The following is a 26,417-nucleotide window of genomic DNA, read 5'->3' as shown; positions in this document are numbered from 1 at the left end:
CGCAGGCGGTGCGCCGGCCATGGGGAAAAACAGTGTTTTCTGCGGCCCCGGCGGCGCATCGGCCCTCGCCAGCCGGGCACATCGGGCCTAGCCTCGCTGGCTTACGCCCTTGCCTGCGCAGGATCGCCATGAACCAGATCGCCGTCTCGCGTCCGAACAATCTGGACGCCTTCTGGATGCCCTATACCGACAACCGCTACTACAAGTCGCATCCGCGGCTGCTGGCGCGGGCCGAGGGCATGTCCTACTGGACCGCGGACGGGCAGGAAGTGATCGACGGCACCGCCGGCCTCTGGTGCTGCAACGCCGGCCATGGCCGCCGCGAGATCACCGAGGCGATCCAGAAGCAGGCGGCGGTGATGGATTTCGCGCCGACCTTCCAGCTCGGCCATCCGCTGGCCTTCGAGGCGGCGGCGCGCGTCGCGGCGATGACGCCGACCGGGCTCGACCGGATCTTCTTCACCAATTCCGGCAGCGAGAGCGCCGACACCGCGCTGAAGATCGCCCTCGCCTACCAGAAGGCGCGCGGCCAGGCGCAGCGCGTCCGCCTGGTCGGGCGTGAGCGCGGCTATCACGGCGTCGGCTTCGGCGGCATGTCGGTCGGCGGCATCGGCGGCAACCGCAAGCAGTTCGGCGCCATGCTGCCGTATGTGGATCACCTGCCGCACACCCACCTGCCGAAGCAGAACAGCTTCGTCCGCGGCCTGCCCGAGCACGGCGCCCACCTGGCCGATGCGCTGGAGGGCCTGGTCACGCTGCACGGCGACACCATCGCCGCGGTGATCGTCGAGCCGATGGCGGGCTCGACCGGCGTGCTGGTGCCGCCGGTGGGCTATCTGCAGCGGCTGCGCGAGCTCTGCGACAAGCACGGCATCCTGCTGATCTTCGACGAGGTGATCACCGGCTTCGGCCGCATCGGCACCAATTTCGGCGCCGAGCGGCTGGGCGTCACCCCCGACATCATGACCATGGCCAAGGGGCTGACCAACGCCGCCGTGCCGATGGGCGCGGTCGCGGTGAACAACGCCATCTACGACGCCATCGTCAACGGCTCGCCGGACGGCATCGAGCTGTTCCACGGCTATACCTATTCCGGCCATCCGCTGGCCTCGGCCGCCGCCATCGCGACGCTCGACCTGCATGTCTCGGAGGACCTGCCGGGTCGCGCCAAGGCGATGGAGCCCTATTTCGAGGAAGCCGCCCATGCGATGCGCGGCCTGCCGAACGTCATCGACATCCGCTCGATCGGCATGGTCTGCGGCATCGAGCTGGAATCCCGCCCGGGCAAGCCGGCGGCGCGCGCCGTCGACGTGTTCCGCGACTGCTTCGACAAGGGCGTGCTGATCCGCACCACCGGCGACATCATCGCCCTCTCGCCGCCGCTGATCGCCGAGAAGAGCCATATCGACCGGATCTTCGGCACGCTGTCGGACGCCATCAAGGCCGCTGCCTGACAAGCCCTGGGGAGGCTCTGCCTCCCCAGACCCCTCGGCCGGGGGGGCCTGTCCCCCCGGACCCCGCCTTCAGCGGGACAATGTCTTGCGCATCGCCACCACTTCCACCGGGGCGCCGTACTCGTCGCCCCTCCGGCGCGCCTGCTCGGCCCAGCCCTGGCGGCGGTAGAAGCGCAGCGCCCGGGCGTTGAAGGCCAGCACCTCCAGCCGCGCCTCGGCATGGCCCTCGGCGATGCGGCGCTCGGCGGCGGCCAGCAGCGCGGCGCCCAGCCCCTGGCCCCAGGCGCGCGGATCCACATGCAGCGCCGCCAGCAGGTCGCCCATCGCATGCGCCATGCCGAGCAGCACGCCCTTCCGCTCCGCCACCAGGAACTCGGCCGCCAGGCCGGCGACATAGCCCGCCGCCGGGTCCTCGGCGGCGAAGCGCTGCACGGCCGTGAAGGGCAGCTCGGGCGCCCAGGTGGTGAGCCAGGAACGGCGCAGCAGGGCGGTCAGGGCCGGCGCATCCTCGGCGCGGGCCGGGCGGAGGGCCAGGGAAGCCAGGTCGGTCATGCCGGGGCTTCTAGCAGCAATGCCCACTCCGCGCGGCGCCCCCCGTGACCTTGCCGGGGAAGCGTATCATATAACACCCTGAACGCCGCCCCCCGGCAGGAGAGACCCGATGAGCGACACCGAGACCGTTCCCGTCACCGTGCTGACCGGCTATCTGGGCGCCGGCAAGACCACGCTGCTGAACCGCATCCTCACCGAGAACCACGGCAAGAAGTTCGCCGTGGTGATCAACGAGTTCGGTGAGCTCGGCGTGGACAACGACCTCGTCATCGATGCCGACGAGGAAGTCTTCGAGATGAACAACGGCTGCATCTGCTGCACCGTGCGCGGCGACCTGGTGCGCATCCTGGGCGGGCTGATGAAGCGCCGCGGCAAGTTCGACGGCATCATCGTCGAGACCACCGGCCTGGCCAACCCCGCCCCCGTCGCCCAGACCTTCTTCATGGACGAGGACGTCAAGCGCGCGACCCGGCTGGATGCCATCGTCACCGTGGTCGACGCCAAGAACCTGATCGCCCGGCTGGCCGATTCGAAGGAGGCCGAGGAGCAGATCGCCTTCGCCGACCTGATCGTGCTGAACAAGATGGACCTGGTCAGCGAGGCCGAGGCGGCCGAGGTCGAGGCCCGCATCCGCGCCATCAACCCCTATGCCGAGTTGCAGCGCGCCACCAAGTCGGACGTGCCGGTCTCCAGCGTGGTCGGGCGCGAGGCCTTCAGCCTGGAGCGCATCCTGGAGCGCGAGCCGGATTTTTTGACGTCCGACGAGCATGAGCACAACGAGGATGTCATGAGCATGTCCTTCGAGGTGTCGCAGCCGATCGACGCCGAGAAGTTCAATGCCTGGATCGGCCAGCTGCTGCAGGCCAAGGGGCAGGACCTGCTGCGCACCAAGGGCATCCTGGCCTATCAGGGCGAGGAGAACCGCTTCGCCTTCCAGGCCGTGCACATGATCGCCGATGGCGATTTCATCGGCCCCTGGAAGGAGGGCGATCCGCGCAAGTCGAAGATCGTCTTCATCGGCCGCAACCTGAACCGCCCGCAGCTGCGCCGCGGCTTCGAAGGCTGCGTGGCGGCATGAGCGAGACCGACAACCTCGAGGACGCCGACTACATCCTGCGGACGCGCGGCGCCGGGCATGAGCTCGGCGCCTGGGCGATCGGCGCGGCCTTCAGCGCCGACGGCAAGGCGGCCGGCTTCGCGCTGGGCGACGGCACCGTGCACCTGGCCGATCCCAAGGCGCCGGAGGGCGCGTGGCGCCGGCTGGAGGCGCATGACGGCGCCTGCCTGTCGATGGTGGCGGATGCCGGCTCTGGCTTCCTGTCGGGCGGCGACGACGGCAAGCTGCTGCGCATCGCCGCCGACGGCACCACCAGCACGCTGGCCAATTTCGGCATGATGAAGTGGGTCGAGCACGTGGCCAGCCATCCGAGCGGCCTGCGCGCCGCCTCGGTCGGCAAGGTGGTGCATGTCTTCGGCAAGGACGGGGCCAAGCTGAAGGCGCTGACGCATCCCTCCAGCGTCGGCGGCGTCGCCTTCGATGCCAAGGGCAAGCGGGTCGCGGCCGGGCACTACAACGGCGCCAGCGTCTGGTTCGTCAACAGCAAGGACGACAATCCCAAGGTGCTGCCCTGGAAGGGCAGCCACCAGGCGACCGCCTTCAGCCCGGACGGCACCCATGTGGTGACCGCGATGCAGGAGAATGCCCTGCATGGCTGGCGGCTGGCCGACCAGCAGGACATGCGGATGTCCGGCTACCCCTCGAAGATCAAGAGTTTCTCTTTCACCGGCGGCAAGGGGCGCTGGCTGGCGACGGCCGGGGCGGACTGCATCGTGCTGTGGCCGTTCTTCGCCGGCGGGCCGATGGGCAAGCCGCCGCTGGAGCTGGCGGGCGGCGACGGGGTGCTCTGCACCCAGGTCGCCTGCCATCCGCAGCACGAGGTGGTCGCCGCCGGCTTCGCCGACGGGCTGGTGCTGATGGCCGAGATCGGCAGCGGCAAGATCGTGCCGGTGGCCGCCCCCGGCCGCGGCCCCGTCAGCGCCCTGGCCTGGAGTCCCACGGGGACGCACCTGGCCTTCGGCACCGAAACCGGCTTCTGCGGCCTGGTCGACCTGTCCCGCCGCTGAACTGTCTTCGAGAACAGAAAAAAGATGGGGGTCCGGGGGAATTCCTTCCCCCGGCCTTTTTTGTATTCACCCGCGCCGCAGCAGTTCGCTCATGCAGGCGGCTTCGGTGCGCCGTTCGGTGCCGCTCGCCCGGGCGGCCGCGTAGCTCACCCGGAGGGGGCTGTTCGGCGTGTCGTCGCGGTCCATCACCACGTCCAGGTTGCAGTACTGCCCCTGGTAGAGCCAGACCTGGGCGGTGCCTTCGTTGCGGCGCAGGCGGGGCTCGCCCAGCCAGCCGCGCACGGCGTCGGGCGACTGGCCGAGCAGCTGCGTGGCGCTGCGTGGCGCGCCCTCGAGCTGCGGCAGGACGGGTGTGGAGGTGGGCTGCATGCCGGCGATGCTGTTGCGGTAGCTTTCCAGCACGTCGCGCAGCACGGCATGGCGGTCGACGGTGGGCTCCTGGGCGCAGGCGGCCAGAAGGGCGGTCGACAGCAGGATCGGCAGCAGGAGAGAGGGGCGCATGCGTCCGGAAGGGGGTGCGCCGCGGGCCGGAATGCGGCCCGCGGGCGTGTCGGTCAGGCCTCTTCGGCGAGCGGCGCCGGGATGCGGCTGGCGCCGGCCCCCTCGCCCAGCATCTCCATGCGGCCGGAGAGCTGGCCGCCCTCCTCCACCTGCAGGCGGCGGCAGCGGGCGACGCCCAGCACCTTGCCGCTGGCGCGGATCACCAGGTTGTTGCGGGCGGTGATGGTGCCGTCGAAGGTGCCGGCGATCTCGGCATCGTCGACCTCGACCTCGCCCTTGAAGACGCCGGCATGGCTGATCATCAGCTCATTGGCGTGCATCATCTGGCTCTCGATGGTGCCTTCGACGACCAGGCGCTCGGCATCGGTCACCGTGCCCTGCAGGCTGATGCCCTTGCCGACCACCATGGTGCGGCGGTCGGAGGCGGCGGCCGGCGGCTGGCCGGGGCGGGCGGCGACGGGGGCACCGGCGCCGATCCCGGCATTGACCGGGGGCCGCGGCGGCATGCCCATTCCGGCGGGCGGCTGGCTGGGCTTCGGCGGCAGGGTCATGGCGGCCTCCTTGCTGGGCGCGACAGGGCGGAAGGGGGGAACGGCAAGATCCGGGTCGCGGGCCACCGGCACGGTGGTCGGCGCCTTGCCGGCATCCTCGGTCCCTCCCGCAGCGGGCGCGGGCGGTGTGGGCTCTTCGCGGCGGCGGAAGATGGACATCGGTGCCCCCTCTGCTCGACATGTTCTTCGGTGAAGCCTGGCGCAATCGTCGCCGGGCCGGCGGGATGCGTCTGAGCGGGGCTATCACGGGCCGCGGGGGATGGACAACCGGGGGCGGGCCCTGCGGCTGAAATTCCTGCGCTTTTCTCGCCTGCTGCGCGCGGCGCAAAGCCCCTGCCGCAGCAGCGGGGATGGGCGTTTTCGTCACGCCGGCGGAAGCGTGCCGCGCCGCGAGATGTGAGCGGCGGCGGGCGCTCCGGCGGCGGCGCCGCCGCGCCCTATGAAGTCCGGCGCGCGGCTGCTATCGCGGAGGCCGCAGGCAGATCAGGACCGCAGCATGACCGGCACCACTCTCGACATCCTCGGCATCGGCAATGCCATCCTGGACGTGCAGGCGCGCGCCGAGGACGGCTTCCTGGCCGGTCAGGGCATGGTGAAGGGGTCGATGGCGCTGATCGACACGGCCCGCGCCGAGGCGATCTACGCCGCCATGGGCCCGGGGATCGAGAGCAGCGGCGGCTCGGCCGGCAATACCTGCGCGGTCGCCGCCGGGCTCGGCGCCAAGGTGGGCTTCCTGGGCAAGGTCGCCGACGACGCGCTGGGCCAGGCCTTCGCGCATGACATCCGCGCCGCCGGCGTGGTCTTCCCGACCGCCCCGCTCGCCGGCGGCGATCCGACGGCGCGCTGCCTGATCCTGGTGACGCCGGACGGGCAGCGGACGATGAACACCTATCTCGGCGCCTGCGTCAGCTTCGGCGAGGAGGATGTCGACACCGCGCTCGTTGCCTCGGCCTCGGTGACCTATCTCGAGGGCTACCTGTTCGACCCGCCGGCGGCGCAGGCGGCGTTCCGCCGGGCGGCGGCGGCGGCGCATGCGGCCGGGCGCCAGGTGGCGCTGTCGCTGTCCGACCCGTTCTGCGTCGGCCGCCACCGCGAGGCCTTCCGCGCGCTGGTCGCCCGCCAGGTCGACATCCTCTTCGCCAACGAGGCGGAGATCATGTCGCTCTACGAGGTGGACAGCTTCGAGGCGGCGGTGGAGGCGGTGCGCGGCGAGGTGAAGCTGGCCGCCCTGACCCGCAGCGAGCAGGGCAGCGTCGTCGTCGCCGGCGAGCAGACGCATGTGATCAAGGCGGCGCCCGCCACGGTCGTCGATACCACCGGCGCCGGCGATGCCTATGCCGCCGGCTTCCTGGCGGCGCTGACCGCCGGCCATGCCCTGCCGGAATGCGGCCGATGGGGCTCGATCGCGGCGGCCGAATGCATCGGCCATTTCGGCGCGCGGCCGCAGGCCGACCTGAAGGCCCTCGTCGCCCCCCGCTGAGGCCCGGAACGCCCGATGGGCCCCTGGCTCGACGCCTTCGTCGCCACCTTCGGCATGATCGGCCTCGGCGCGCTGCTGCGCCGGCGGCTGCTGACCGATGCGGCGGTCTGGGCGGGAATGGAGAAGCTGGTCTTCGCCGTGCTGCTGCCGGCGCTGCTGGTCTCCTCGATCGGCTCGGTGAACCTGGCGGCGCTGCCGCTGGGGGCGCTGGCCGGCACCATCTGGGGCAGCCTGGCGATCGGCACGCTGCTGTCGCTGGGCCTGGCGCGCCTGCTGGGGCATGGCCATGCGACGGCGACCTCGGTGCTGCAGGGCGGCATCCGCTACAACAACCTGCTGGCCTTCGCGGTGACGGGGGCGGTGCACGGGCCGGCCGGCATCGCCTTCGGCGGCATCGCCACCGGGCTGATCGTGCCCTTCGTGCAGGTGGTGATCACCATCGTCTTCGCCCTCGGCGGCAGCGCGCGGCCAAGCCCCTGGCGGGTGCTGAAGCAGATGGCGACCAACCCGCTGCTGCAGGCCTGCGCCGCCGGCATGGTGCTGGCGCTGCTGGGCGGGCCGCCGCCCGGGCTGTCCGGCCTGCTGCGCGGCCTGTCGCAGGGATCGCTGGCGGTCGGGCTGCTCTGCGTCGGCGCGGCGCTGACGCCGGGGGCGCTGCAGGCGCAGCCGGTGACGCAGCTGCTGACCGGCGTGCTGAAGCTGCTGGTGATGCCGCTGATCGCGCTGGGCTTGGCCCGGCTGCTGGGGCTGGAGCCGCTGGGCCTGGCCGTCGCCGTGCTGTTCATGGCGCAGCCCACCGCCACCACCGCCTATGTGCAGGCGCGCGGCATGGGCGGCGACGCGCCGCTGATGGCCGCCATGATCACCACCCAGCACCTGGCGGCGGTGGTCAGCCTGCCGCTCTGGGTGCTGCTGCTGGCGCGCTGACCGGGGCCAGCGCATGATGCGCCGCATCACGGGAAACCATGCGATGCTGCGACGACGCGCTGTTCTGGGGGCTGGCCTGGCCCTGCCCTCCCTCGCCTCGGCCCAAGCCCCGGCCCAGGCCCAGGCCGCCAACTGGCCGGAGCGCCCGCTGCGCTGGGTGGTGGGCTATCCGCCCGGCGGCCCGAGCGACACCTATGCCCGGCTAATCGCCGGCTTCATCACCCCGCGGCTGGGCCAGAGCATGGTGGTGGAGAACCGCCCGGGCGGCGGTGCCGTGCTGGCCAGCGAGACGGTCAGCCGCAGCGCGCCCGATGGCTATACCCTGCTGCATGCCGACAATGGCAACCTGGTCTACAACCCGGCGCTCTATGCCCGGCTGCCCTATGACCCGGACCGCGACCTGACCGGGGTCGGCTTCATAGGCCGCTTCCCGCTGTTCCTGGTGGTCCGCCCCGACAGCCCGGTCGACAGCTTCGCCGCCTATACCCGCCTCGCCACGGTGCCGACCTACGGCTCCCCGGCCGTCGCCTCGCCGCACCACCTGGCGATGGAGATGCTGAAGCGCCGCGCCGGGTTCGATGCCACCCATGTCCCCTATCGCGGCGGCCCGGCCGCCATGCAGGACCTGCTGGCCGGCACGCTGGACAGCGTGCTGATCGATTGTGCCACCGGCATCCCCTTCCTGCGCGACGGCAAGGCGCGCGCCCTGGTGGTGCTGTCGGAAGCCCGCTCGGCCCAGGCGCCTTCGGTGCCGACCGCGCTGGAGCTCGGCATCGACAAGGCCGTGGCCTTCGGCTGGCAGAGCATGCACGCGCCGGCCGGCACGCCGCCCGCGGTGATCGGGCGGCTGAACCAGGATCTGCGCGCCGCGGTGGCGTCGGACGCCATGCAGGAGCGGATGCGCGGCCTGGGGATCGAAAGCGCGCCCTGGACCCCTGCCGCGCTGAACGACTTCGTCGCCGCCGAGAATGGCGTGTGGCGGCCGTTAATCCGGGAGCTGGGGATCAGGCTGGACAGCTGAAGGCCGCGCTGCCGGGCGGCCGTTGCACCGACCGTCCCCACCTGGAGACGGCAGTCACCGCAGAAAGAAGAAGGGGGTCCAGGGGGAATTCATTCCCCCTGGCCTTTGTTTTCCGCTGGCCTTTTTGTCAGGCCGCCACCCGCGCCCCGCGCACCGCCTCGGCCAGGTCGCGCACCTGGTCGAGCACCTTGCGCACGGTATCGGGCTTCGCCCTGCCCTTGTCGTCGAGCGACTTGGCCAGGGTGTCGATCAGCGCAGAGGCCACCACGGCGCCATCGGCCACCTGCACCGCCTCGGCCGCCTGCTGCGGCGTGCGGACGCCGAAGCCGATGGCGATCGGCAGGTCGGTGAAGCGGCGGACGCGCGGGATGGCCTCGGCCAGCGTGTCCTTGCTGGCGCTGCGGGTGCCGGTGATGCCGGCGATCGCCACGTAGTAAATAAAACCGCTGGTGCCGGCGAGGACCTTGGGCAGGCGGTTCTCGTCGGTGGTCGGCGCGATCAGGCGGATCATGTCCAGCAGCTGCGCCCGGGCCGGGATGGCCAGCTCGTCGGCTTCCTCCGGCGGCAGGTCGACCACGATCAGCCCGTCGACGCCCGAGGAGGCGGCGTCCAGGCAGAAGCGGTCGATGCCGTAGGACAGGATCGGATTGACGTAGCCCATCAGCACGACCGGGGTGTCGTCATCCTCGCGGCGGAAGTCGCGCACCATGGCCAGCGCCCCGGCCAGGGTGCCGCCGGCCTGCAGCGCGCGCTGCCCGGCCTTCTGCACGGTCGGGCCATCGGCCATCGGATCGGTGAAGGGCACGCCCAGCTCGATCAGGTCGGCCCCCGCCCCCGGCAGCCCGCGCAGCAGCGCCATGCTGGTGGCGGGGTCGGGGTCGTAGGCCTCGATGAAGGGCATCAGGGCGCCGCGGCCCTCGGCCTTGAGCGCCGCGAAGCGCCGGGCGATGCGGCTCACAGCGTCTCTCCCAGGTGCTTGGCGACGGTGAAGATGTCCTTGTCGCCGCGGCCGGACAGGTTGAGGATAATGATCTTATCCTTGTCCATCTGCGGCGCCAGCTTCATCACATGCGCCAGGCCATGCGCGGATTCGAGGGCGGGGATGATGCCCTCGAGCCGCGAGCAGAGCTGGAAGGCCTCCAGCGCCTCCTGGTCGGTGACGCTGACATAGGTCGCCCGGCCGATCTCGTGCAGCCAGGAATGCTCCGGGCCGATGCCGGGATAGTCGAGCCCGGCCGAGATCGAATGCGCCTCGGTGATCTGCCCGTGATCGTCCTGCAGCAGATAGGTGCGGTTGCCGTGCAGCACGCCGGGGCGGCCGCCGCCGATGGCCGCCGCGTGCTCGCCGCTCTCCATGCCGCGCCCGGCCGCCTCGACGCCGTAGATGGCGACCTCGGCATCGTCGAGGAAGGGATGGAACAGCCCCATGGCCGAGGAGCCGCCGCCGACGGCGCAGACCAGCGCGTCCGGCAGCCGGCCTTCGGCGGCCAGGATCTGCTGGCGCGTCTCCTCGCCGATGACGCACTGGAAGTCGCGCACCATCTGCGGGAAGGGCGCCGGGCCGGCGACCGTGCCGATGCAGTAGTAGGTGTCGGAGACATTGGCGACCCAGTCGCGCAGCCCCTCGTTCATCGCGTCCTTCAGCGTGCCGGCGCCGGAGGTGACAGGCACCACCTCCGCCCCCAGCAGCTTCATGCGGAAGACGTTGGGCTGCTGCCGCTCGACATCGGTGGCGCCCATGTAGACGACGCATTTCAGCCCGAACAGCGCGCAGGCCGTGGCGGTGGCGACGCCGTGCTGGCCCGCCCCGGTCTCGGCGATGATGCGCGGCTTGCCCATGCGCTTGGCCAGCATGATCTGGCCCAGCACGGCGTTGATCTTGTGCGCGCCGGTGTGGTTGAGCTCCTCGCGCTTGAAATAGACCTTCGCGCCGCCGAGGTGCTCGGTCAGCCGCTCGCAGAGCCAGAGCGGGCTCGGGCGGCCGACATAGTCTTTCAGCAAGCGTCGCCACTCTGCCATGAAGGCCGGGTCGTTGCGGGCCTCGTTATAGGCCTGCTCGACCTCCTGGATGACGGGCATCAGCGTCTCGGCGACATAACGGCCGCCGAACTGACCGAAGCGACCGCGTCCATCCGGACCCTGGCGCAGAGTATTTGGCAGAGGCTTGTTCACTCCATTCCTCCAAGATGCGCGGCGAAGGCTGCGCGCAAAGTGCCAGATGGTGTTAGCGCGCAAGGAGGATAGGGGGTAGCGCCCCCGCGCATGGTTTTTTCAGGAAAATCCCGGAAACGCACCGGAGCGCCGTGCCCGGAGTGGCCGCGCCGTGGGTTGCCTAGGCCGAGTGCGCCGCAGCAATGAAGGCGGCGATCAGCACGGGATCCTTCACCCCGCGCATCCGCTCCAGCCCGGAAGAGGCATCGACCGCCGCCGCGCCGCTGGCGCGGACCGCCTGGGCGACGTTCAGCGGGGTCAGCCCGCCGGCCAGCATCCAGGGCCGCGGCAGGCTGCGGCCGGCCAGCAGCGTCCAGTCGAAGCTGACCGCATTGCCGCCCGGCAGGCTGGCGCCCGGCGGCGGCTTGGCATCCAGCAGGAAGCGGTCGACCACCGGCGCATAGGCGTCGATCAGCGCCAGGTCGGCCTCGGTGGCGATGCCCAGCACCTTCATCACCGGCAGGCCGAAGCGCGCGCGGATGGCGGCGCAGCGCTCCGGCGTCTCCTCGCCATGCAGCTGCAGCAGGCCGAGCGGCACCTGCTCCAGCACCTCGGCGATCAGCGCGTCGTCGGGATCGACGAACAGGCCGACGGCCAGCGGGCGGCGGCCGGTGCCGCTGCGCCCGGCCAGCGCCGCGGCCTGCTCGGGGCTGACATAGCGCGGCGAGGCCGGGAAGAAGACGAAGCCCACCATGTCGGCGCCGGCGCGGCAGGCGGCATCGTAGGATTCGGCGTCGTTGATGCCGCAGACCTTGACCTGGATGCGGGGCAGGTTGTGCGGCATCAGGACAGCGCCGTCATCGCGGGCGGATCGAGGCGGCGATGGCGGCCGCGGCGGCGGCCGGATCGGCGGCTGCCATGATCGGCCGGCCGATCACCAGCCAGTCGGCGCCGGCGGCGATGGTCTCCTCGGGCGTCGCCACGCGGGCCTGGTCGCCGACCGCGGCACCGGCCGGGCGGACGCCCGGCACCACCAGCAGCGGGTCGCCGCCGAAGGCGTCGCGGATACGAGAAACCTCGTGCGGGCTGCAGACGAGGCCATCGGCCCCGGCCGCGAGCGCCAGCCGCGCCAGCCGCAGCACCTGCTGCGCCGGGCCGCCGGAGACGCCGGTCTCGGCCAGGCCGGCCGCGGTGAAGCTGGTCAGCACGGTGACCGCCAGGATCGCCGGTCGGTCCTCGCCCAGCCTGTCCTCGGCGGCGCGGCGGGCGGCCTCGATCATCGCCGCGCCGCCGCCGCCATGCAGCGTCAGCATCGCCGGGCGCGCCGCGCAGACCGAGCGGACGGCGCCGGCCACGGTATTGGGGATGTCGTGGAACTTCAGGTCGAGGAAGACCGGGCGGTGGCGGGCGATGCGCGTCACCACCGACAGGCCCTCGGCGCAGAACAGCTCCAGCCCGACCTTCACCAGGCCGACATGCGGCGCGACGGCGCCGGCCCAGGCCTCGGCCTGGCCAGCATCCGGCGTGTCCAGCGCGGCGATGATGCCGGCCGCGTTGGGCTTCTGGCGCATCAGCGCGTGGCCAGCGCGGTGCCGGCGGGCAGCGCGGCCTTCTTCGCCGCCTCCTGCTGGGCGCGCAGCTCGGCCAGCTCCGCCTCCAGCAGCTGCGCGGCGCGCTGCATCTTCCAGGCGCGGCGGCGGTAGCGCAGCGCGCCGCCCCAGGCGACCAGCGCGCCGAGCAGGAAGGAAATCGCCGCGGCGCCGAGCACGGCGCCGGCCAGCGGCACCTCCCAGACCAGGTCGAGCGGCCAGAGCCGCAGCAGCACGGCGCCGCTGTTGGAAATGGCGAAGAGCACCAGCAGCAGCAGCAGCAGGGCGGTGAGCAGCAGACCGATCAGCCGCATCATGGGGCGGGCACCGCGCGGGGGGCGCGCTTCGGCGCCTGCAGCGGCCCGCCATTGACGCGCTCGCGCAGCTCCTTGCCCGGCTTGAAATAGGGGACGGCCTTGCTGGAGACCTCGACCGCCTCGCCGGTGCGCGGGTTGCGGCCGGTGCGGGCCTCCCGCGCCTTGGCGGAGAAGGCGCCGAAGCCGCGCAGCTCGACCCGGTCGCCGCGCGCCAGCGCCGCGGTGATCTCGTTGAAGATGGTGCCCACGATCAGTTCCACGTCCGGTTGGCGCAAATGCGGATTGGCCGCCGCCAGTTGCGCGATCAGCTCGGATTTGGTCATGGCACTGCGCTCTCCTGCCGGTCGTCGGAATGGGGGGCCGGCTCGCCGGTCACTGCAGAAAGGGTCACGGCTGAAGCTGCCAAACGGCCCGGGCGCCGTCAATCGCAAGCCATTCTGAAACAACGCTTTTCATCACCATCCGCAGGGAGAAGCCGAGCGCCCGCTCGGCCGCGCTGCGCGGGTCCAGGTCCTGCACCGGGGTCTCCGCCGGAATCTTCGCCTCGGCGGCCAGCCAGGCGCGCGCCTCGGGCTCGCCGCCGATGGCGTCGATCAGCTTTTCCGCCAGCGCCTGGCGGCCGGTATAGACGCGGCCATCGGCCAGCGCCGCGACCCGCTCGACCGGCAGGTGACGGCCCTCGGCGACCATGGCGACGAATTGCGCGTGCATGTCGGCCAGCACGCCCTGCAGCACGGCGCGGCCCTGCTCGGTCATCGGGCGGAAGGGGTTGGGCTCGCCCTTCAGGGCGCCGGAGGTCAGCATCTCGGCCCGCACCCCCAGCGTCTCCATCAGCCGGCTGGCCTCGAAGCTCTGCAGGATGACGCCGATCGAGCCGGTGAGGGTGGATTCGCGGGCGAAGACGCGCTGCGCCGGCATGGCGATCATGTAGCCGGCCGAGGCGGCGGTGCCGCGCATCACCGCGACCAGCGGCTTGCCGGTCGCGCGGAAGCGCTGCAGGGCGTCGTGCAGCCCCTCGCCGCCGGCGACCGTGCCGCCGGGGCTGTCGATCGACAGGATCATGCCCCTGACCGCGTCGTCGCGGGCGGCGGCGGCGATCGCCTCGGTCAGCTTGCGGTCGTCGCCGATGGTGCCCTCGACCGAGAGGCGGACCAGGTGGCCGGGGGCGAGGCTGCCGGCCAGGCGGGCGGTCAGGGCGACGCCGGCGGCCAGCAGCGCGAGCACGGCGGCGACGCGCCAGAAGGCCAGGCGGCGCTTCAGGCGGCGGCGGTCGACCAGCAGGTCGTGCTCGAGGGGGATGCTCATCGCCGCCCATGAATGGGGGGCGGGGGGTGCCGGGTCAAGGGAAAGCCCCGCATGACAAAAGGCCCCAGGGGCTTCCCCCCGGGGCCTTGTCAGGCGCTGCCGTTGCCGCCAGCGCCGAAGATCAGAAATAGAAGGGGGTCCGGGGGAATACCTTCCCCCGGCCCTTGCTTCCCTGATTACTCGTCGCTGGAGCTCTGGTTGCGGCGGCGGATGGCCGCGCCCAGGATATCGCCCAGCGAGGCACCGGAATCGGCGGTGCCGTATTCCTTCATCGCCTCGCGCTCCTCCTCGACTTCCTTGCCCTTGATGGTCAGGGCCAGGCGGCGGGCGGCGCGGTCGACGGCGGTCACCTTCGCATCGACCTTCTCGCCGATGGCGAACTTGTCGGGGCGCTGGTCGCCACGGTCACGGGCCAGCTCGGCGCGGCGGATGAAGCCCGTCAGGACCTCGTCGACCTTCACCTCGATGCCGTTCTGCTCGACCTTGGTCACGGTGCAGGTCACGACATCGCCCTTGCGGACGCGGTCGAGGACCTCGGCGGCCGGGTCAGCCTGGAGCTGCTTGATACCGAGGGAGATGCGCTCCTTCTCGATATCCACGTCCAGCACCTTGGCCTTGACGACGTCGCCCTTCTTGTAGGCGGCCATCGCCTGCTCGCCGGCAACGTCCCAGGACAGGTCGGACATGTGCACCATGCCGTCGATCTCGGGAGCCAGACCCACGAACAGACCGAATTCGGTGATGTTGCGGATCTCGCCCTCGACGATCGAGCCGGGGCCATGGCTCTCCAGGAACAGCTCCCAGGGGTTGCCCTGAGCCTGCTTCAGGCCGAGCGAGATGCGGCGCTTCGGCTCGTCCACGTCCAGGATCATCACGTCGACTTCCTGCGAAGTGGCGACGATCTTGCCCGGATGGACGTTCTTCTTGGTCCAGCTCATCTCGGAGACGTGGACCAGACCCTCGACGCCCGGCTCCAGCTCCACGAAGGCGCCGTAGTCGGTGATGTTGGTCACGCGGCCGCTGAACTTCGCACCCACCGGGTACTTGATCGCGACACCTTCCCACGGATCGGACATCAGCTGCTTCATGCCGAGCGAGATGCGCTGCGTCTCGGAGTTGAAGCGGATGACCTGCACGCGGACCTGCTGACCGATGGTCAGGGCCTCGGACGGGTGGTTGATGCGGCGCCAGGCGATGTCGGTGACATGCAGCAGGCCGTCCACGCCGCCGAGGTCGACGAACGCACCGTAGTCGGTGATGTTCTTGACGACGCCGTCGAGGATCATGCCTTCCTTGAGGCCCTGGATCAGCTCAGAACGCTGCTCCGCACGGGTCTCCTCGAGCACAGCGCGGCGCGAGACCACGATGTTGCCGCGGGCGCGATCCATCTTCAGGATCTGGAACGGCTGCGGGCTGCCCATCAGCGGGCCGACATCGCGCACCGGGCGGATATCGACCTGGGAGCCGGGCAGGAAGGCCACGGCGCCGCCGAGGTCGACGGTGAAGCCGCCCTTGACGCGGCCGAAGATGACGCCGTTGACGCGCTGCTGCGCGTTGAACGCCTTCTCCAGGTTGGTCCAGGCTTCCTCGCGGCGGGCCTTCTCGCGGCTCAGCACGATGGAGCCGTCGCGATCCTCATAGCGCTCGACGAAGAGCTCAATGATGTCGCCGGGCTTCACCTCGGCCTTCTGGCCGGGGGGCGCGAATTCCTTGAGGGGCACGCGCCCCTCGCTCTTCAGCCCGACGTCCACGACCGCGAAATCGTCATCCACCCGGACGACGCGGCCGGTCACCACCGAGCCGGCGAAGCCGGTATCGGCGCCCAGCGAGGCGTCGAGCAGGGCGGCGAAATCTTCCATGCCGGCCGAGGTCGTGGAAGGGCTGTTGGCATTAGCCATGAAGCAGAAATTTCCTGACACCGGCCCGGACAGGCATCCGGACCGATTCCTGCGCCCCCACCGGCAGAGGAAAGCCTGTCGAACAGGGCCCTCGACGGCAGACACGACGTGACCGGGCGCCCTTCCCGCAGGAGATGCGCCGACCGGCCCGGTTGCGACAGACGGTGTACGGCCCGCCTTTTCCGGTCCGGCGGCGACGGACGCGCGGCACGGGGCGCGAGGCCCTGACAACGCGCAGCCCGGGGGCAGGCCCCCCGCCGGACGCTGCCGGACCTCGCGGCCCGTCAGCTCAGCGTTGGCCCCTAGGCCAGCGGCGGCGGACCCGTCAAGCGAAATCGGAGGCGAAGCGGAACGGTGCGTTGCACCCTGGCTGGGGCGGCTTTCACCACGCCCCGCAGCTTTCGCAGCTTGTGGATTGATTCGCTTTTTTAATGGGCCGGGGCGCCGGGCCGGCCCCGCGCGCGGCCCCTGCCCGGCTGCCGCTCCGGCCGCCTGCGCCCGCACCGGCCAAGCCAGGGGCCGGCGGCGCCGGCATGCGACTCCGGCCCTGCCCCCCGCCCTGCGGCGGATCAGCCGCCGAGCAGCGCCTCGACCCCCAGCTGCCAGGCGGTCCAGGCGCGGTCGGCGGCGGCACCGGTGCGCTCGGCCTCGGCCGAGGCGGCGTTCAGCGCTTGCCGCGCCGCGGTGCGCGAGCCGCCGCTGCGGTCCTCGGCCGCCGCGCGCGCCCGGACCAGGGCGGCATCGGCCGCCTGGGCGGCGATGGCGGCGGCGCGGAAGGCGTCCAGCAGTTCCCGCTGCCTGCCCATCCGCTCGACCAGCCGGGCCAGGGTGCCGGCATCCTCGGGCGGCATGCGGGCCTGCAGCTCGCGCAGCGTCTCCAGCGTGCCGGGGCCGCCAGGCAGGCGGCGGGCGTCGCGCTCCAGGTCGATGTCGCGCCAGACCAGCAGGCGCGGATCGCCCAGCGCCTGGTCCCAGAGCGGCATGTCGCGCCGCATCTCCCGCTCATAGGAGAGGCGGAGCGTGGTCGGCTTGCCGTCGAGCACCGCCTCGTGGCGCAGGCCGAAATCGCCCTCGGAGGCGATGCTGAAGCGCGGCGTGCTGCCGGGCCGGCGCGGCAGGTCGAGGAGCAGCCGGCCGCGCGCGCCGCGCGGATCGACGGCGAAGGACAGCGTGTCGATGCGCAGGAAGCGCAGCTTCAGCTGGTGGCCCTGCAGGTCGGCCGCGACCAGCCGCTCCGCCTGGTCGGCGGCGGAGGTCAGCAGCACGTCGCGGTCGCGGGCGAAGGCCAGCAGCCGGGTCTCGCCCGGGGCCATGGCGCGGATCTCGGCATCGCCCAGGAAGGCGCCTGCCTCGGCGCCGACGGTGCCGAACACCGCGGCCAGCCCCGCCGGCAGGATGGCATTGCCGTTGTTGGTCAGGCGCAGCGCCTGCAGTGGGTGGCGCGCCGCCTGATCCTGCACCCACCAGACGCGCTCGGCTGGCAGGCGGGCATCGAGGAAGGGCAGGTTCGCCGTCTCGCCACCGCGCAGCGTCACCGGCTCGGGCAGGGTGAAGGCGACGCGGCCGGCCGAGGCGGCGGCCAGCGCCGGGGCGGCGAGCTCGGCCGGGGCGGGCATGGCGGCCTCGGCGGCGGCGGCGCGCTCGCGGCGCAGCATCGGCCCGGAGGGCGCGATGGGCGCGGGGGCCATGGCCATCGGCGGCGGTGGCGGCGGCGCCGGGCGGGCGCCGCTATCGGCCTGCGGCCGCAGGGCTTCCGCCATGCGCAGCGGCAGCTCGATGCGCGGCACCATCAGCGGCTCGTAGAGCGGCTGGCGGAAGGCGGCCGAATCGGCCTCGACCAGCGACAGGCGGATCTGGTTCCAGTCGGCGCCGGAGCGGTTCTCGACCACCGCCCAGCCCTGCAGCCGGGCTTCCGCCGGGGCGCCGGCGGGTGGCGCCAGCAGCCGCCAGGAGGGCTTCCACAGCGGCGCGCCGGCGACATAGGTCAGGCTGACGGCGCGGTCCTGCCCGGCACGCATGCGGCCCGAGCGCATGGCGATCTCGATGCGGCGCTGGTCGGCGCCGGCACCGGCCGCGACCGCCTCGGCCGCGCGCTCCAGCCGCTGGGCCAGGGACGGGTCGGTGAAGCGGACCGAGACCCCCTCCTCCAGCAGCAGCGGCGTCAGGCCGGTCGGCGTCAGCAGGGTGACGCGCAGCCCCTTCTCGGTCTCCTGCGCGCCGGCCAGGCGTCCCGACTGGCCGGCGACCTCGACCTGCTGGCCGCGCAGCGCGGTCAGCAGCGCGGCGCGGCTGGCGAAATCATCCGCCGTGACGGGCAGGCCCTGGAAGGCCTCGGCCGCCAGGTCGCGCGCCGGCAGGCGCAGGCCGACGACGCTGCCCACGGGGTCGGAGACCACCAGGCTCTTCAGCAGGTCGTCGATATCGCCGAGCGGGGCGCGGAAGGCGATCGGCGCGCCGGCCGGCAGGGTGCCGCTGCGCTCGATCTGCGCCAGGCCGGAGGAGGAGAGGGTGACGGCGCGCACCGGCAGCTCCACCGCCGCGATCTCCGGCGCGGGCACCTGGGCCAGGGCAGCGGCGCCGGGCAGCATCAGGGGCAGCAGGCAGAGCGGCAGCAGCTTGCGCATGGCGGCGGTGATCCCGGGCGATGTCTTGCCGCCAGCCTAGGCGGGGTGCCGCCCGGCGCCGAGGGGGCATCCCGGCGGGAGGCGGCAAAACCGGCGTGAGCGGCCCGGATGTGATCGGCGGCGCGCGGCGGGCTGCCGCGGCGGGCGATCAGGCGGGCAGCTTCCGCCTCACCACATCCAGGGCCGCCTGATAGGCAGCCTCGGCATCGAGGGTGGTGGTGTCGAGCTGCACGGCGTCATTCGCCGGCTTCAGCGGCGCCACGGCGCGGCTGGCATCCTGCGCGTCGCGGGCGCGCAGCTCCTCCAACACCACCGCGAGGTCGGCGGCGACGCCACGGCCGGCGAGCTCCCGGTGGCGGCGGCGGGCGCGCTCCTCGTCGGAGGCGGTGACGTAGAGTTTCACCAAGGCGTCGGGGAAGACGACGGTGCCGATGTCGCGGCCATCCAGCACGGCGCCATGCAGGCGGCCGAAATCGCGCTGCCAGTCCAGCAGGGCGGCGCGGACGGCCGGGATGGCGGCCACCGCGCTGGCGGCGCGGTCCGCCTCGGGACCGCGCAGGTCGCCGCGGGCCAGGTCGTCAGGGGTCAGGCTGCGGGCGGCGGATTCGGCTGCCGCCGCGTCGCGCGGCTCGGCGCCGGCATCCAGCACCCGCCGCCCGGTCGCCCGGTAGAGCAGGCCGGTGTCGAGATAGGCCAGGCCCAGCGTGGCCGCGAGCCGCCGCGCCAGCGTCCCCTTCCCCGCCGCGGCCGGGCCGTCGACCGCGATGACGACGCCCGGACGGGGAACGGGCCTGCTCATGCGGGGCCGCTGTTCAGCCGGCGCAGCGCGTCGCCGCCGCTGGCGCGGTTGATCAGCGCGGCGAAGCCGGGGAAGGAGGTGTCGATGAAGCTGCTGTCATCGACCGTCACCGGGTTCTCGGTGGCCAGGCCCAGCACCAGCGCGCTCATGGCGATGCGGTGGTCCATATGGGTAACCACCGTCCCGCCGCCGGGCGGCCGCGCGCCGGTGCCGTGCACCAGCATGTCGTCGCCCTCGATCTCCACCCTGATGCCGTTGGCGGCGAGCAGGGCGGCGGTGGCGGCGACGCGGTCGCTCTCCTTGACCCGCAGCTCGGCGAGGCCGCGGAAGCGGCTGACGCCGCTGGCGCAGGCGGCGGCCACCGCCAGGATCGGGTATTCATCGACCATCGAGGGCACGCGCTCGGGCGGCACGTCGACGGCGCGCAGCGCGCCGAAGCGGGCGGTGATGTCGCCCACCGGCTCGCCGCCCTCGGTGCGGGCGTTCGAGATGGTCAGGTCGGCGCCCATTTCCTGCAGGCTGGTGAACAGCCCGGTGCGCAGCGGGTTCAGCCCGACGCCCTCGACCGTCAGCGCGGAGCCCGGCACCAGCAGGGCGGCGACCAGCGGGAAGGCGGCGGAGGACGGGTCGCCGGGGACGGCGACCGGCGCCGCGACCAGCTCCGGCTGGCCGTCCAGCTCGATGACGCGGCCATGGCCCTCGGCGGCGACGCGGACGGTGGCGCCGAAATGGCGCAGCATGTTCTCGGTGTGGTCGCGCGTCGCCTCGGGCTCGATCACCCGGGTGACGCCGCGGGCGCAGAGCCCGGCCAGCATCACCGCCGACTTCACCTGGGCCGAGGCCATCGGCAGGCGGTAGTCGAGCGGCAGCGGGTCGGTCGCGCCCTCGATGGTCAGCGGCAGCCGGCCGCCGGCGCGCGAGGAGAAGCGGGCGCCGCTGGCCGCCAGCGGGTCCATCACCCGCTTCATCGGCCGCTTGCGCAGCGAGCCGTCGCCGGTCAGCACGGCATAGAGCGGATGGCCGGCCAGCAGCCCGCAGATCAGCCGCGCGGCGGTGCCGGAATTGCCCATGTCGAGCACGTCCTCCGGCTCGACCAGCCCGCCGACGCCGCGGCCGGAGACCTGCCAGTGGCCTTCGCCGAGGCGATCCACCGTGGCGCCCAGCGCCCGCATGGCGGCGGCGGTGCGCAGCACATCCTCGCCCTCGAGCAGACCGGTGATCTCGGTCCGGCCGACGGCCAATGCCCCGAACATCAGCGCGCGATGGCTGATGGACTTGTCGCCGGCGACCGTCAGGCGGCCGGCGAGGCCCTGGAGCGGCCGGGTGGCGCGCAACGGCCTTGCTTTCGTGTCGTGTCCCACAACGCCGGGGTTTGACATGGGGGCGGGGTGCGTGGCAATGCGCGGCGTGTTTCTCGGCCGGCCCATCCCTGGCCCGCCTATTCCCGGGATATTCACGCTGATGGCCAAGCCCGAACTGGGTCTGAAACGCACTTGCGTCGCCTGCGGCGCCAAGTTCTACGACATGACCCGCCAGCCCGCCGTGTGCCCGAAATGCGGCACCGAGCAGCCGGCGGAGCAGCCGCGCCTGCGCCGCGCCGCCGCCGCCGTCGAGGAGAAGCCGAAGAAGCGCGTGATCGCGCCCGAGGCCGACAGCGACGATGTCGAGATCGAGGATGTCGACGCCGACGAGAACCTCGACGATGCCGAGGACCTGGACGACGCCGAGGACGATATCGACGGCGAGATCGAGGTCGAGACCGACCGCGAGGAAGAGAACTGATCGCCCTGCCGGGCCTCCTTCGGGAGCCCGGCGGCTGATACCGGTTCGAGGTGGGAATCCGGCCGCGGCCTCCGCGCGCCGGATTTTTGCTGTGCGCAGGCCGGCCCGCCCATTCCTGTCCCGGATGTTTCCGCGCAGACTGCCCGCGCAGAAAGACTGCCCGCGCAGAAAGCACGAGGGGGCCCGAGCCCCCCGGGAACAGGGAAATCTCCGCCATGTCCAGCCAGACCCTGGCCAGTCCTGTCATGGACCGCCTCCTGCTGCCCGGCGCCGATGGCCGGCTGGCGCCCTTCGCGCTGAGCCCGGCGCGGCGCTTCCCGGCGGCGAAACCCCCCTTCCCGCGCATCGCGCTGGCCGCCGCCCACATGGTCGTCGACCCGCAGGTCGCCCAGGACCCCTGGGAGGCGCAGGCGATCGACTGGGAGCGCACCATCGCCTTCCGCCGGCATCTCTGGTCGCTCGGGCTCGGCGTCGCCGAGGCGATGGACACCGCCCAGCGCGGCATGGGGCTGGACTGGACCACCGCCCAGGAACTGGTGCGCCGCTCGCTCGACGCCATGCAGGACTTCCCCGGCGCGGCCATGGCCAGCGGCGCCGGCACCGACCACCTGGCACCGGGGCCCGACGTCACCATCGACGACGTCATCCGCGCCTATGAGGAGCAATGCGCCGCCATCGAGGGCCTGGGCGGACGGATCATCCTGATGGCCTCCCGCGCCCTGGCCCATGCGGCGCGCGGCCCCGACGACTATGTCCGGGTCTATGACCGCATCCTGTCGCAGGTCCGTCAGCCGGTGATCATCCACTGGCTGGGCGAGATGTTCGACCCGGCGCTCGACGGCTACTGGGGCCATGCCGACCACGGGCAGGCCATGGAGACGGCGCTGCAGGTGATCGGCGCGCATGCCGGCAAGGTCGACGGCGTGAAGATCTCCCTGCTCGATGCCGGCAAGGAGGTGGCCATGCGGCGCCGCCTGCCGAAGGGCGTCCGGATGTATACCGGCGACGACTTCAACTACCCCGAGCTGATCGCCGGCGATGGCGAGGCCCATTCCGACGCGCTGCTCGGCATCTTCGACCCGATCGCGCCGGCGGTGGGCGGCGCGCTGGCCTGCCTGGCCGAGGACGATCTGGCGGGCTTCCACGCCATCCTGGCGCCGACCGTGCCGCTGTCGCGCCACATCTTCCAGGCGCCCACCCGCTTCTACAAGACGGGGGTGGTGTTCATGGCCTGGCTGAACGGCCACCAGCCGCATTTTTGTATGTTGGGCGGCCAGCAATCGGCGCGGTCGCTGCTGCATTTTGCCGAGTTGTTCCGCCTGGCCGATGCCGCCGGGCTGCTGTCCGACCCGGAGTTAGCGGCGAGGCGGATGCGGACGCTGCTGGCGCTGCACGGGGTGGAATAGGCCGATGGGCCCGCTGTCGCTGAACACGGTGACGGTGAAGCAGCGCTGGGACCTGGCGCAGTGCATCGAAGGCTGCGCCCGCCACGGCATCCCTGCCATCGCCCCCTGGCGGGACGTGCTGCAGGCGATGGGGGTGGCGCAGGCGGCGCGGCAGATCCGCGAGGCCGGGCTGTCGGTCTCCGGCCTCTGCCGCGGCGGCATGTTCCCGGCGGTGGACGCCGCCGGCCGCGCCGCCGCCATCGAGGACAACCGCCGCGCCATCGCGGAAGCCCATGCGCTCGGCGCCGCCTGCCTGGTGATGGTCTGCGGCGGGCTGCCGGAGGGCTCCAGGGACCTCGAGGGGGCACGGGCGATGGTCGCCGACGGCCTGGCTGCCATCCTGCCCGAGGCGCGCGCCGCCGGCGTCACCCTGGCGCTGGAGCCGCTGCACCCGATGACCTGCGCCGACCGCAGCGTGCTGACCACCACGGCCCAGGCGCTCGACCTCTGCGACGCGCTGGGGGCGGGCACCGGGGTGGCGCTCGATGTCTATCACATCTGGTGGGACCCGGCGCTGGCGGCGCAGATCGCCCGCGCCGGCACCCGCATCGCTGCCTTCCATGTCTGCGACTGGCTGGTGCCGACCACCGACACCGTCTTCGACCGCGGCCTGCCGGGCGAGGGCGTGATCGACATCCCCGGCATCCGCCGCATGGTCGAGGCCGCCGGCTATCGCGGCGCCGTCGAGGCCGAGATCCTGTCGCATCGCTGGTGGCAGCAGGACCCCGACCTGGTGCTGACCCTGCTGAAGGAGCGGCACGCCGAAGCCTGCTGACCCTTCAGCCGGCCCTGGAAGGCCGCTGGAGGCCGGCAGGACCCTTGGCGGCCCCGACGGGAGCGCCAGGCCGCCAAAAGGCCCTGGCACCGTCTCCAGCCCGCCGCGGACAGCGTTAGGAAATTTTTCCAGAGGCCCGGAAGCGGCCTTCCGCCCGAGCCCCTAGAAAAACTAATCACCCGATGCGGATGATCCGGGCCAGCGCCGCGACATGCTCGGGCGGCGTCGGCGGCACGATGCCGTGACCCAGGTTGAAGACGAAGGGCCGGCCGCGCATCGCTGCCAGCACCGAGCGCGCCTCGGCCTCCAGCGCCATGCCGCCGGCGACCACCGCCTGCGGGTCGAGATTGCCCTGCAAGCCGATGTTGGCGGGGACATTCGCCGCGGCCCAGCGCGGATCCATCCCCGTATCCATCCCCACCGTGCCGACGCCGGTGCGCTGCGCGTATTCCACCAGCAGGGGCCCGGCGAGACGCGGAAAACCGATCAGCGGGATGGTCGGATGCACCTTGCGGATGCCGCGGACGATGGCGTTGGTCGGCTCGATCGACCAGCGGCGGAACTGCGCCGGCGACAGCAGCCCGGCCCAGCTGTCGAACAGCATCAGCGCCTCGGCCCCGGCTTCCGCCTGGGCGAGCAGGTATTCGACGGTGCTGTCCACCAGCAGCCGGATCAGCTTTCCGAACAGCGCCGGATCGGCATAGGCCATGCGCCTTGCATGGGCGAATTCGCCGCCGCCCTTCCCCTCGACCATGTAGCAGGCGACGGTGAAGGGGCTTCCGGCGAAACCGATCAGCGCGGTCTTCGGCGCTTCCTGAGCCAGCCCCGCCCGCACCCGCGCCACCGTCTCCAGGATCGGCGCGATGTTTTTCCGAATGTTTTCAGGGGTCAGGCGCGAGAAAGCCTCGGCGTCGCGGATCGGGTCGAGCAGCGGCCCCTCGCCCTCGGCATAGCGCAGCCCCTGCCCCATGGCCCAGGGCAGCATCAGGATGTCGCTGAACAGGATGGCGCCGTCCATGCCGTAGCGGCGCAAGGGCTGCAGCGTCACCTCGGCCGCCAGCTCCGGGTTGGTGCAGAGGCTGATGAAGTCCCCCGCCTGGGCCCGCAGCTCCCGGTATTCCGGCAGGTAGCGCCCGGCCTGGCGCATCAGCCAGAAGGGCGGCGGCCAGACGGCCTCGCCGCCAAGGGCCCGCAGAAGTGGCTTCGACGCGTTTTCCATGGCGCCCCTTTCTATGAAAAAGAGTCTTTAAGAAAGATGGGGGTCTTATAGGGCCTGTGGATAAGGGGGACGCAATTCGGCGCGCGTTGAATCCACAAACTTCTCCACAGGCGCGAATCGGGTGGAAACCCAGCTCAAAGGCCGGTTTGCGCGCGTTTCCCCGGACTCGCACCAGCCGATCGGCACAAATGTCCCCAAGCCACCCAAAATGCGGATTCCATCCCCGATTCACCCAGGGGGGGCTGGTCGGCGGTGAAGTTTTCCCCAATCTCCACAGCCATCCCCGCTTTCCCCCCCAGGAAACGGCACCCCTTTCGCCACCGTCAGCCGCAAGCCGGAGCCGATGTCCAGCCGCATCCTCAACCTGCACCTCGTCTCCGACAGCACCGGCGAGACCCTGAATTCGATCGCCCGGGCGACGCTGGCCCGCTTCGCCGAGGCGCATGTGGTGCATCACCGCTGGTCGCTGGTGCGCTCCCACCTGCAGCTCGAGCAGGTGCTGGAAGGCATCAAGGCGGAGCCCGGGCCGGTGATGTTCACGCTGGTCGACCGCTCGCTGCGGCATGCGCTGGAGGGGGTCTGCCAGCAGCTCGGCATCGCCCATCTTTCGGTGCTCGACCCGGTGATGGAGTTGCTGCAGACCCAGCTCGGCCAGCAGGCGCGGGAGAAGCGCGCCGCCCAATACGTGCTGGACGCCGACTACTTCCGCCGCATCGACGCCATGCACTACGTGCTGGCGCATGATGACGGCCAGGGCGTCGCCGGCATCGAGGAGGCGGATTGCGTGCTCGTCGGCGTCAGCCGCAGCAGCAAGACGCCGACCTGCTTCTATTTGGCCAATCGCGGCATCAAGGCGGCCAATGTGCCGATCGTCCCCGGCGCCGCCCTGCCGGAGGAGCTGCTGAACCCGCCCTGCCCGGTGATCGGCCTGACCATCGCCACCGACGCGCTGATCGACATCCGCCGCCACCGGCTGAAGATCATCGGCGCCGGCGGGGTGCGGCAGGACACCAATGAATATGTCGACTTCGAAGCGGTGAAGTCGGAGATCCAGGCGGCGCGCCGGCTCTGCACCACGCATGGCTGGCCGGTGATCGACGTCACCCGCCGCTCGATCGAGGAGACGGCGGCGACGGTGCTGCAGCTGATGGAAGCCTGGCACGCCCGGCGCAGCCTGGGCGGTGGCGGCAATCCGGCGCCGAAGCCGGGGATGATCGGCGCATGACCCGGCTGGTGCTGGCCTCCTCCTCGGCGACGCGGGCCACCTTGCTGCGCGCCGCCGGGCTGGAATTCGAGGCCCGCCCCGCCGCGGTGGACGAGGCCGCGCTGAAGGAGGCCGCCCGCACCGAGGGCGCGCCGCCCGGCGAGGCCGCCATCCTGCTGGCCGAGGCCAAGGCCGCCCGCATCGGCCGCCGCGACACCGAATCCCTGGTGATCGGCGCCGACCAGCTGCTGGTCTGCGGCCAGGACTGGTTCGACAAGCCGGCCGACCTGGCCGCCGCCCGCGCCCAGCTGCAGGCGCTGCGCGGCCGCAGCCACACGCTGCACACCGCGATGGTGCTGTGGCGCGGCGGCCAGCGCGTCTGGCACCATGTGGCGACGCCCCGGCTGGTGATGCGCGACTTCTCGGACGCCTTCCTGGATCGCTACCTGGCCAGCGAAGGGACGGCAGTGCTGTCCTCGGTGGGCGCCTATCGGCTGGAAGGCCTCGGCGTCCAGCTGTTCCGCGAGATCCAGGGCGAGCATTCGGCCATTCTCGGGCTGCCGCTGCTGCCTCTGCTGGGGTTCTTGAGGCAGCATGGGGCTATCGAAGAATAGAATTCCAAGGCTGGGGGAATGAATTCCCCCAGACCCCCATCTTCTTTTTGTGGTGACTGCCGAGTCCACGTGGAGACGGGACGTG

Annotated in this window: 26 protein-coding genes; 11 read left to right on the top strand and 15 right to left on the bottom strand. The window is 71.9% G+C overall.

Annotated features, from left to right (window positions below; all coding sequences use genetic code 11):
- Positions 1-128: 128 nt before the first annotated feature.
- Positions 129-1,454, top strand: a complete 1,326-nt coding sequence (locus tag WFI16_RS13830; protein WP_419898394.1) for an aspartate aminotransferase family protein — start codon at positions 129-131, stop codon at positions 1,452-1,454.
- Between the two features lie 69 nt (positions 1,455-1,523).
- On the opposite strand, the gene WFI16_RS13825 is transcribed toward WFI16_RS13830, so the two are convergent.
- Positions 1,524-2,006 carry a GNAT family N-acetyltransferase gene (locus WFI16_RS13825; RefSeq protein ID WP_419898393.1) on the bottom strand — a complete coding sequence of 161 codons (483 nt, stop codon included), beginning with the start codon at positions 2,004-2,006 and terminating at the stop codon, positions 1,524-1,526.
- Between the two features lie 109 nt (positions 2,007-2,115).
- On the opposite strand from WFI16_RS13825, the gene WFI16_RS13820 reads away from it, so the two are divergent.
- Both WFI16_RS13820 and WFI16_RS13815 read left to right on the top strand, forming a co-directional pair.
- Entirely contained in the window at positions 2,116-3,084 is a 969-nt protein-coding gene (locus WFI16_RS13820; RefSeq protein ID WP_419898392.1) for a CobW family GTP-binding protein, read from the top strand.
- Positions 3,081-4,130 (top strand): WD40 repeat domain-containing protein, encoded by a 1,050-nt coding sequence (locus WFI16_RS13815; RefSeq protein WP_419898391.1) that lies wholly within the window; start codon positions 3,081-3,083, stop codon positions 4,128-4,130. The genes WFI16_RS13820 and WFI16_RS13815 overlap by 4 nt, the downstream gene beginning before the upstream one ends.
- Before the next feature lie 66 nt (positions 4,131-4,196).
- Here the strand turns inward: WFI16_RS13815 and WFI16_RS13810 are convergent, their stop codons facing one another.
- The gene (locus tag WFI16_RS13810) at positions 4,197-4,631 is read right to left on the bottom strand and encodes a hypothetical protein (RefSeq protein ID WP_419898390.1); all 435 of its coding nucleotides are present in this window, start codon (positions 4,629-4,631) and stop codon (positions 4,197-4,199) included.
- Between the two features lie 53 nt (positions 4,632-4,684).
- A complete protein-coding gene (locus WFI16_RS13805; protein WP_419898389.1) occupies positions 4,685-5,341 on the bottom strand; it encodes a bactofilin family protein in 657 nt (218 codons plus the stop codon).
- A 337-nt stretch (positions 5,342-5,678) separates the two neighbouring features.
- Between WFI16_RS13805 and WFI16_RS13800 the strand changes: the two genes are divergently transcribed.
- The 3 genes from WFI16_RS13800 to WFI16_RS13790 are packed head-to-tail and all read left to right on the top strand — an operon-like array spanning position 5,679 to position 8,610.
- Positions 5,679-6,662, top strand: coding sequence for an adenosine kinase (locus tag WFI16_RS13800; RefSeq protein WP_419898388.1), 984 nt, complete (start codon positions 5,679-5,681; stop codon positions 6,660-6,662).
- Positions 6,663-6,677: 15 nt separating this feature from the next.
- Positions 6,678-7,589, top strand: a complete 912-nt coding sequence (locus WFI16_RS13795) for an AEC family transporter (RefSeq protein WP_419898387.1) — start codon at positions 6,678-6,680, stop codon at positions 7,587-7,589.
- Between the two features lie 43 nt (positions 7,590-7,632).
- Complete coding sequence (locus WFI16_RS13790; RefSeq protein ID WP_419898386.1) at positions 7,633-8,610, top strand: Bug family tripartite tricarboxylate transporter substrate binding protein; 978 nt, start codon at positions 7,633-7,635, stop codon at positions 8,608-8,610.
- Between the two features lie 127 nt (positions 8,611-8,737).
- Here WFI16_RS13790 and trpA read toward each other — a convergent pair whose 3' ends face one another.
- The 11 genes from trpA to aroA all read right to left on the bottom strand — a co-directional run bounded on the left by trpA (position 8,738) and on the right by aroA (position 20,672).
- Positions 8,738-9,568 (bottom strand): tryptophan synthase subunit alpha, encoded by an 831-nt coding sequence (trpA, locus tag WFI16_RS13785; RefSeq protein ID WP_419898385.1) that lies wholly within the window; start codon positions 9,566-9,568, stop codon positions 8,738-8,740.
- Entirely contained in the window at positions 9,565-10,782 is a 1,218-nt protein-coding gene (trpB, locus tag WFI16_RS13780; protein WP_419898384.1) for a tryptophan synthase subunit beta, read from the bottom strand. Before trpB ends, trpA begins: the two co-directional genes overlap by 4 nt.
- Before the next feature lie 160 nt (positions 10,783-10,942).
- Positions 10,943-11,605 carry a phosphoribosylanthranilate isomerase gene (locus WFI16_RS13775; protein WP_419898383.1) on the bottom strand — a complete coding sequence of 221 codons (663 nt, stop codon included), beginning with the start codon at positions 11,603-11,605 and terminating at the stop codon, positions 10,943-10,945.
- Positions 11,606-11,618: 13 nt separating this feature from the next.
- Positions 11,619-12,332 carry an orotidine-5'-phosphate decarboxylase gene (gene pyrF / locus WFI16_RS13770; RefSeq protein ID WP_419898382.1) on the bottom strand — a complete coding sequence of 238 codons (714 nt, stop codon included), beginning with the start codon at positions 12,330-12,332 and terminating at the stop codon, positions 11,619-11,621.
- Positions 12,332-12,667 (bottom strand): lipopolysaccharide assembly protein LapA domain-containing protein, encoded by a 336-nt coding sequence (locus WFI16_RS13765; protein WP_419898381.1) that lies wholly within the window; start codon positions 12,665-12,667, stop codon positions 12,332-12,334. Before WFI16_RS13765 ends, pyrF begins: the two co-directional genes overlap by 1 nt.
- On the bottom strand, positions 12,664-12,990 hold the full coding sequence (gene ihfB / locus WFI16_RS13760) for an integration host factor subunit beta (RefSeq protein ID WP_159994831.1): 327 nt from the start codon (positions 12,988-12,990) through the stop codon (positions 12,664-12,666). The genes WFI16_RS13765 and ihfB overlap by 4 nt, the downstream gene beginning before the upstream one ends.
- Before the next feature lie 64 nt (positions 12,991-13,054).
- Positions 13,055-13,972 carry a signal peptide peptidase SppA gene (gene sppA / locus WFI16_RS13755; RefSeq protein WP_419898380.1) on the bottom strand — a complete coding sequence of 306 codons (918 nt, stop codon included), beginning with the start codon at positions 13,970-13,972 and terminating at the stop codon, positions 13,055-13,057.
- Positions 13,973-14,148: 176 nt separating this feature from the next.
- Positions 14,149-15,870, bottom strand: coding sequence for a 30S ribosomal protein S1 (gene rpsA / locus WFI16_RS13750; protein ID WP_419898379.1), 1,722 nt, complete (start codon positions 15,868-15,870; stop codon positions 14,149-14,151).
- A gap of 569 nt (positions 15,871-16,439) precedes the next feature.
- Entirely contained in the window at positions 16,440-18,494 is a 2,055-nt protein-coding gene (locus tag WFI16_RS13745; RefSeq protein WP_419898378.1) for a hypothetical protein, read from the bottom strand.
- A 148-nt stretch (positions 18,495-18,642) separates the two neighbouring features.
- Complete coding sequence (gene cmk / locus WFI16_RS13740) at positions 18,643-19,293, bottom strand: (d)CMP kinase (RefSeq protein WP_419898377.1); 651 nt, start codon at positions 19,291-19,293, stop codon at positions 18,643-18,645.
- Positions 19,290-20,672: a 3-phosphoshikimate 1-carboxyvinyltransferase gene (aroA, locus tag WFI16_RS13735; protein WP_419898376.1), complete on the bottom strand. Its 1,383-nt coding sequence runs from the start codon at positions 20,670-20,672 to the stop codon at positions 19,290-19,292. The genes cmk and aroA overlap by 4 nt, the downstream gene beginning before the upstream one ends.
- An 82-nt stretch (positions 20,673-20,754) precedes the next feature.
- Here aroA and WFI16_RS13730 point away from each other — a divergent pair, with 82 nt between their 5' ends.
- The 3 genes from WFI16_RS13730 to WFI16_RS13720 all read left to right on the top strand — a co-directional run bounded on the left by WFI16_RS13730 (position 20,755) and on the right by WFI16_RS13720 (position 23,295).
- Positions 20,755-21,075: a TIGR02300 family protein gene (locus tag WFI16_RS13730; RefSeq protein WP_419898375.1), complete on the top strand. Its 321-nt coding sequence runs from the start codon at positions 20,755-20,757 to the stop codon at positions 21,073-21,075.
- Positions 21,076-21,290: 215 nt separating this feature from the next.
- The gene (locus WFI16_RS13725; RefSeq protein WP_442970691.1) at positions 21,291-22,481 is read left to right on the top strand and encodes a dihydrodipicolinate synthase family protein; all 1,191 of its coding nucleotides are present in this window, start codon (positions 21,291-21,293) and stop codon (positions 22,479-22,481) included.
- A 4-nt stretch (positions 22,482-22,485) separates the two neighbouring features.
- A complete protein-coding gene (locus WFI16_RS13720; protein WP_419898374.1) occupies positions 22,486-23,295 on the top strand; it encodes a sugar phosphate isomerase/epimerase family protein in 810 nt (269 codons plus the stop codon).
- A gap of 175 nt (positions 23,296-23,470) precedes the next feature.
- On the opposite strand, the gene hemE is transcribed toward WFI16_RS13720, so the two are convergent.
- The gene (hemE, locus tag WFI16_RS13715; RefSeq protein WP_419898373.1) at positions 23,471-24,514 is read right to left on the bottom strand and encodes a uroporphyrinogen decarboxylase; all 1,044 of its coding nucleotides are present in this window, start codon (positions 24,512-24,514) and stop codon (positions 23,471-23,473) included.
- 343 nt (positions 24,515-24,857) lie between these two features.
- On the opposite strand from hemE, the gene WFI16_RS13710 reads away from it, so the two are divergent.
- Both WFI16_RS13710 and WFI16_RS13705 read left to right on the top strand, forming a co-directional pair.
- On the top strand, positions 24,858-25,739 hold the full coding sequence (locus tag WFI16_RS13710; RefSeq protein ID WP_419898372.1) for a pyruvate, water dikinase regulatory protein: 882 nt from the start codon (positions 24,858-24,860) through the stop codon (positions 25,737-25,739).
- Positions 25,736-26,332, top strand: a complete 597-nt coding sequence (locus tag WFI16_RS13705; protein ID WP_419898371.1) for a Maf family protein — start codon at positions 25,736-25,738, stop codon at positions 26,330-26,332. The genes WFI16_RS13710 and WFI16_RS13705 overlap by 4 nt, the downstream gene beginning before the upstream one ends.
- Positions 26,333-26,417: the final 85 nt, after the last annotated feature.

The sequence above is a fragment of the Roseomonas sp. USHLN139 genome, assembly GCF_037145735.1.
Lineage (GTDB): Bacteria > Pseudomonadota > Alphaproteobacteria > Acetobacterales > Acetobacteraceae > Pseudoroseomonas.
The sequence above is the reverse complement of the archived record's forward strand: the minus strand, read 5'-3'. Positions and strand labels throughout refer to the sequence as shown.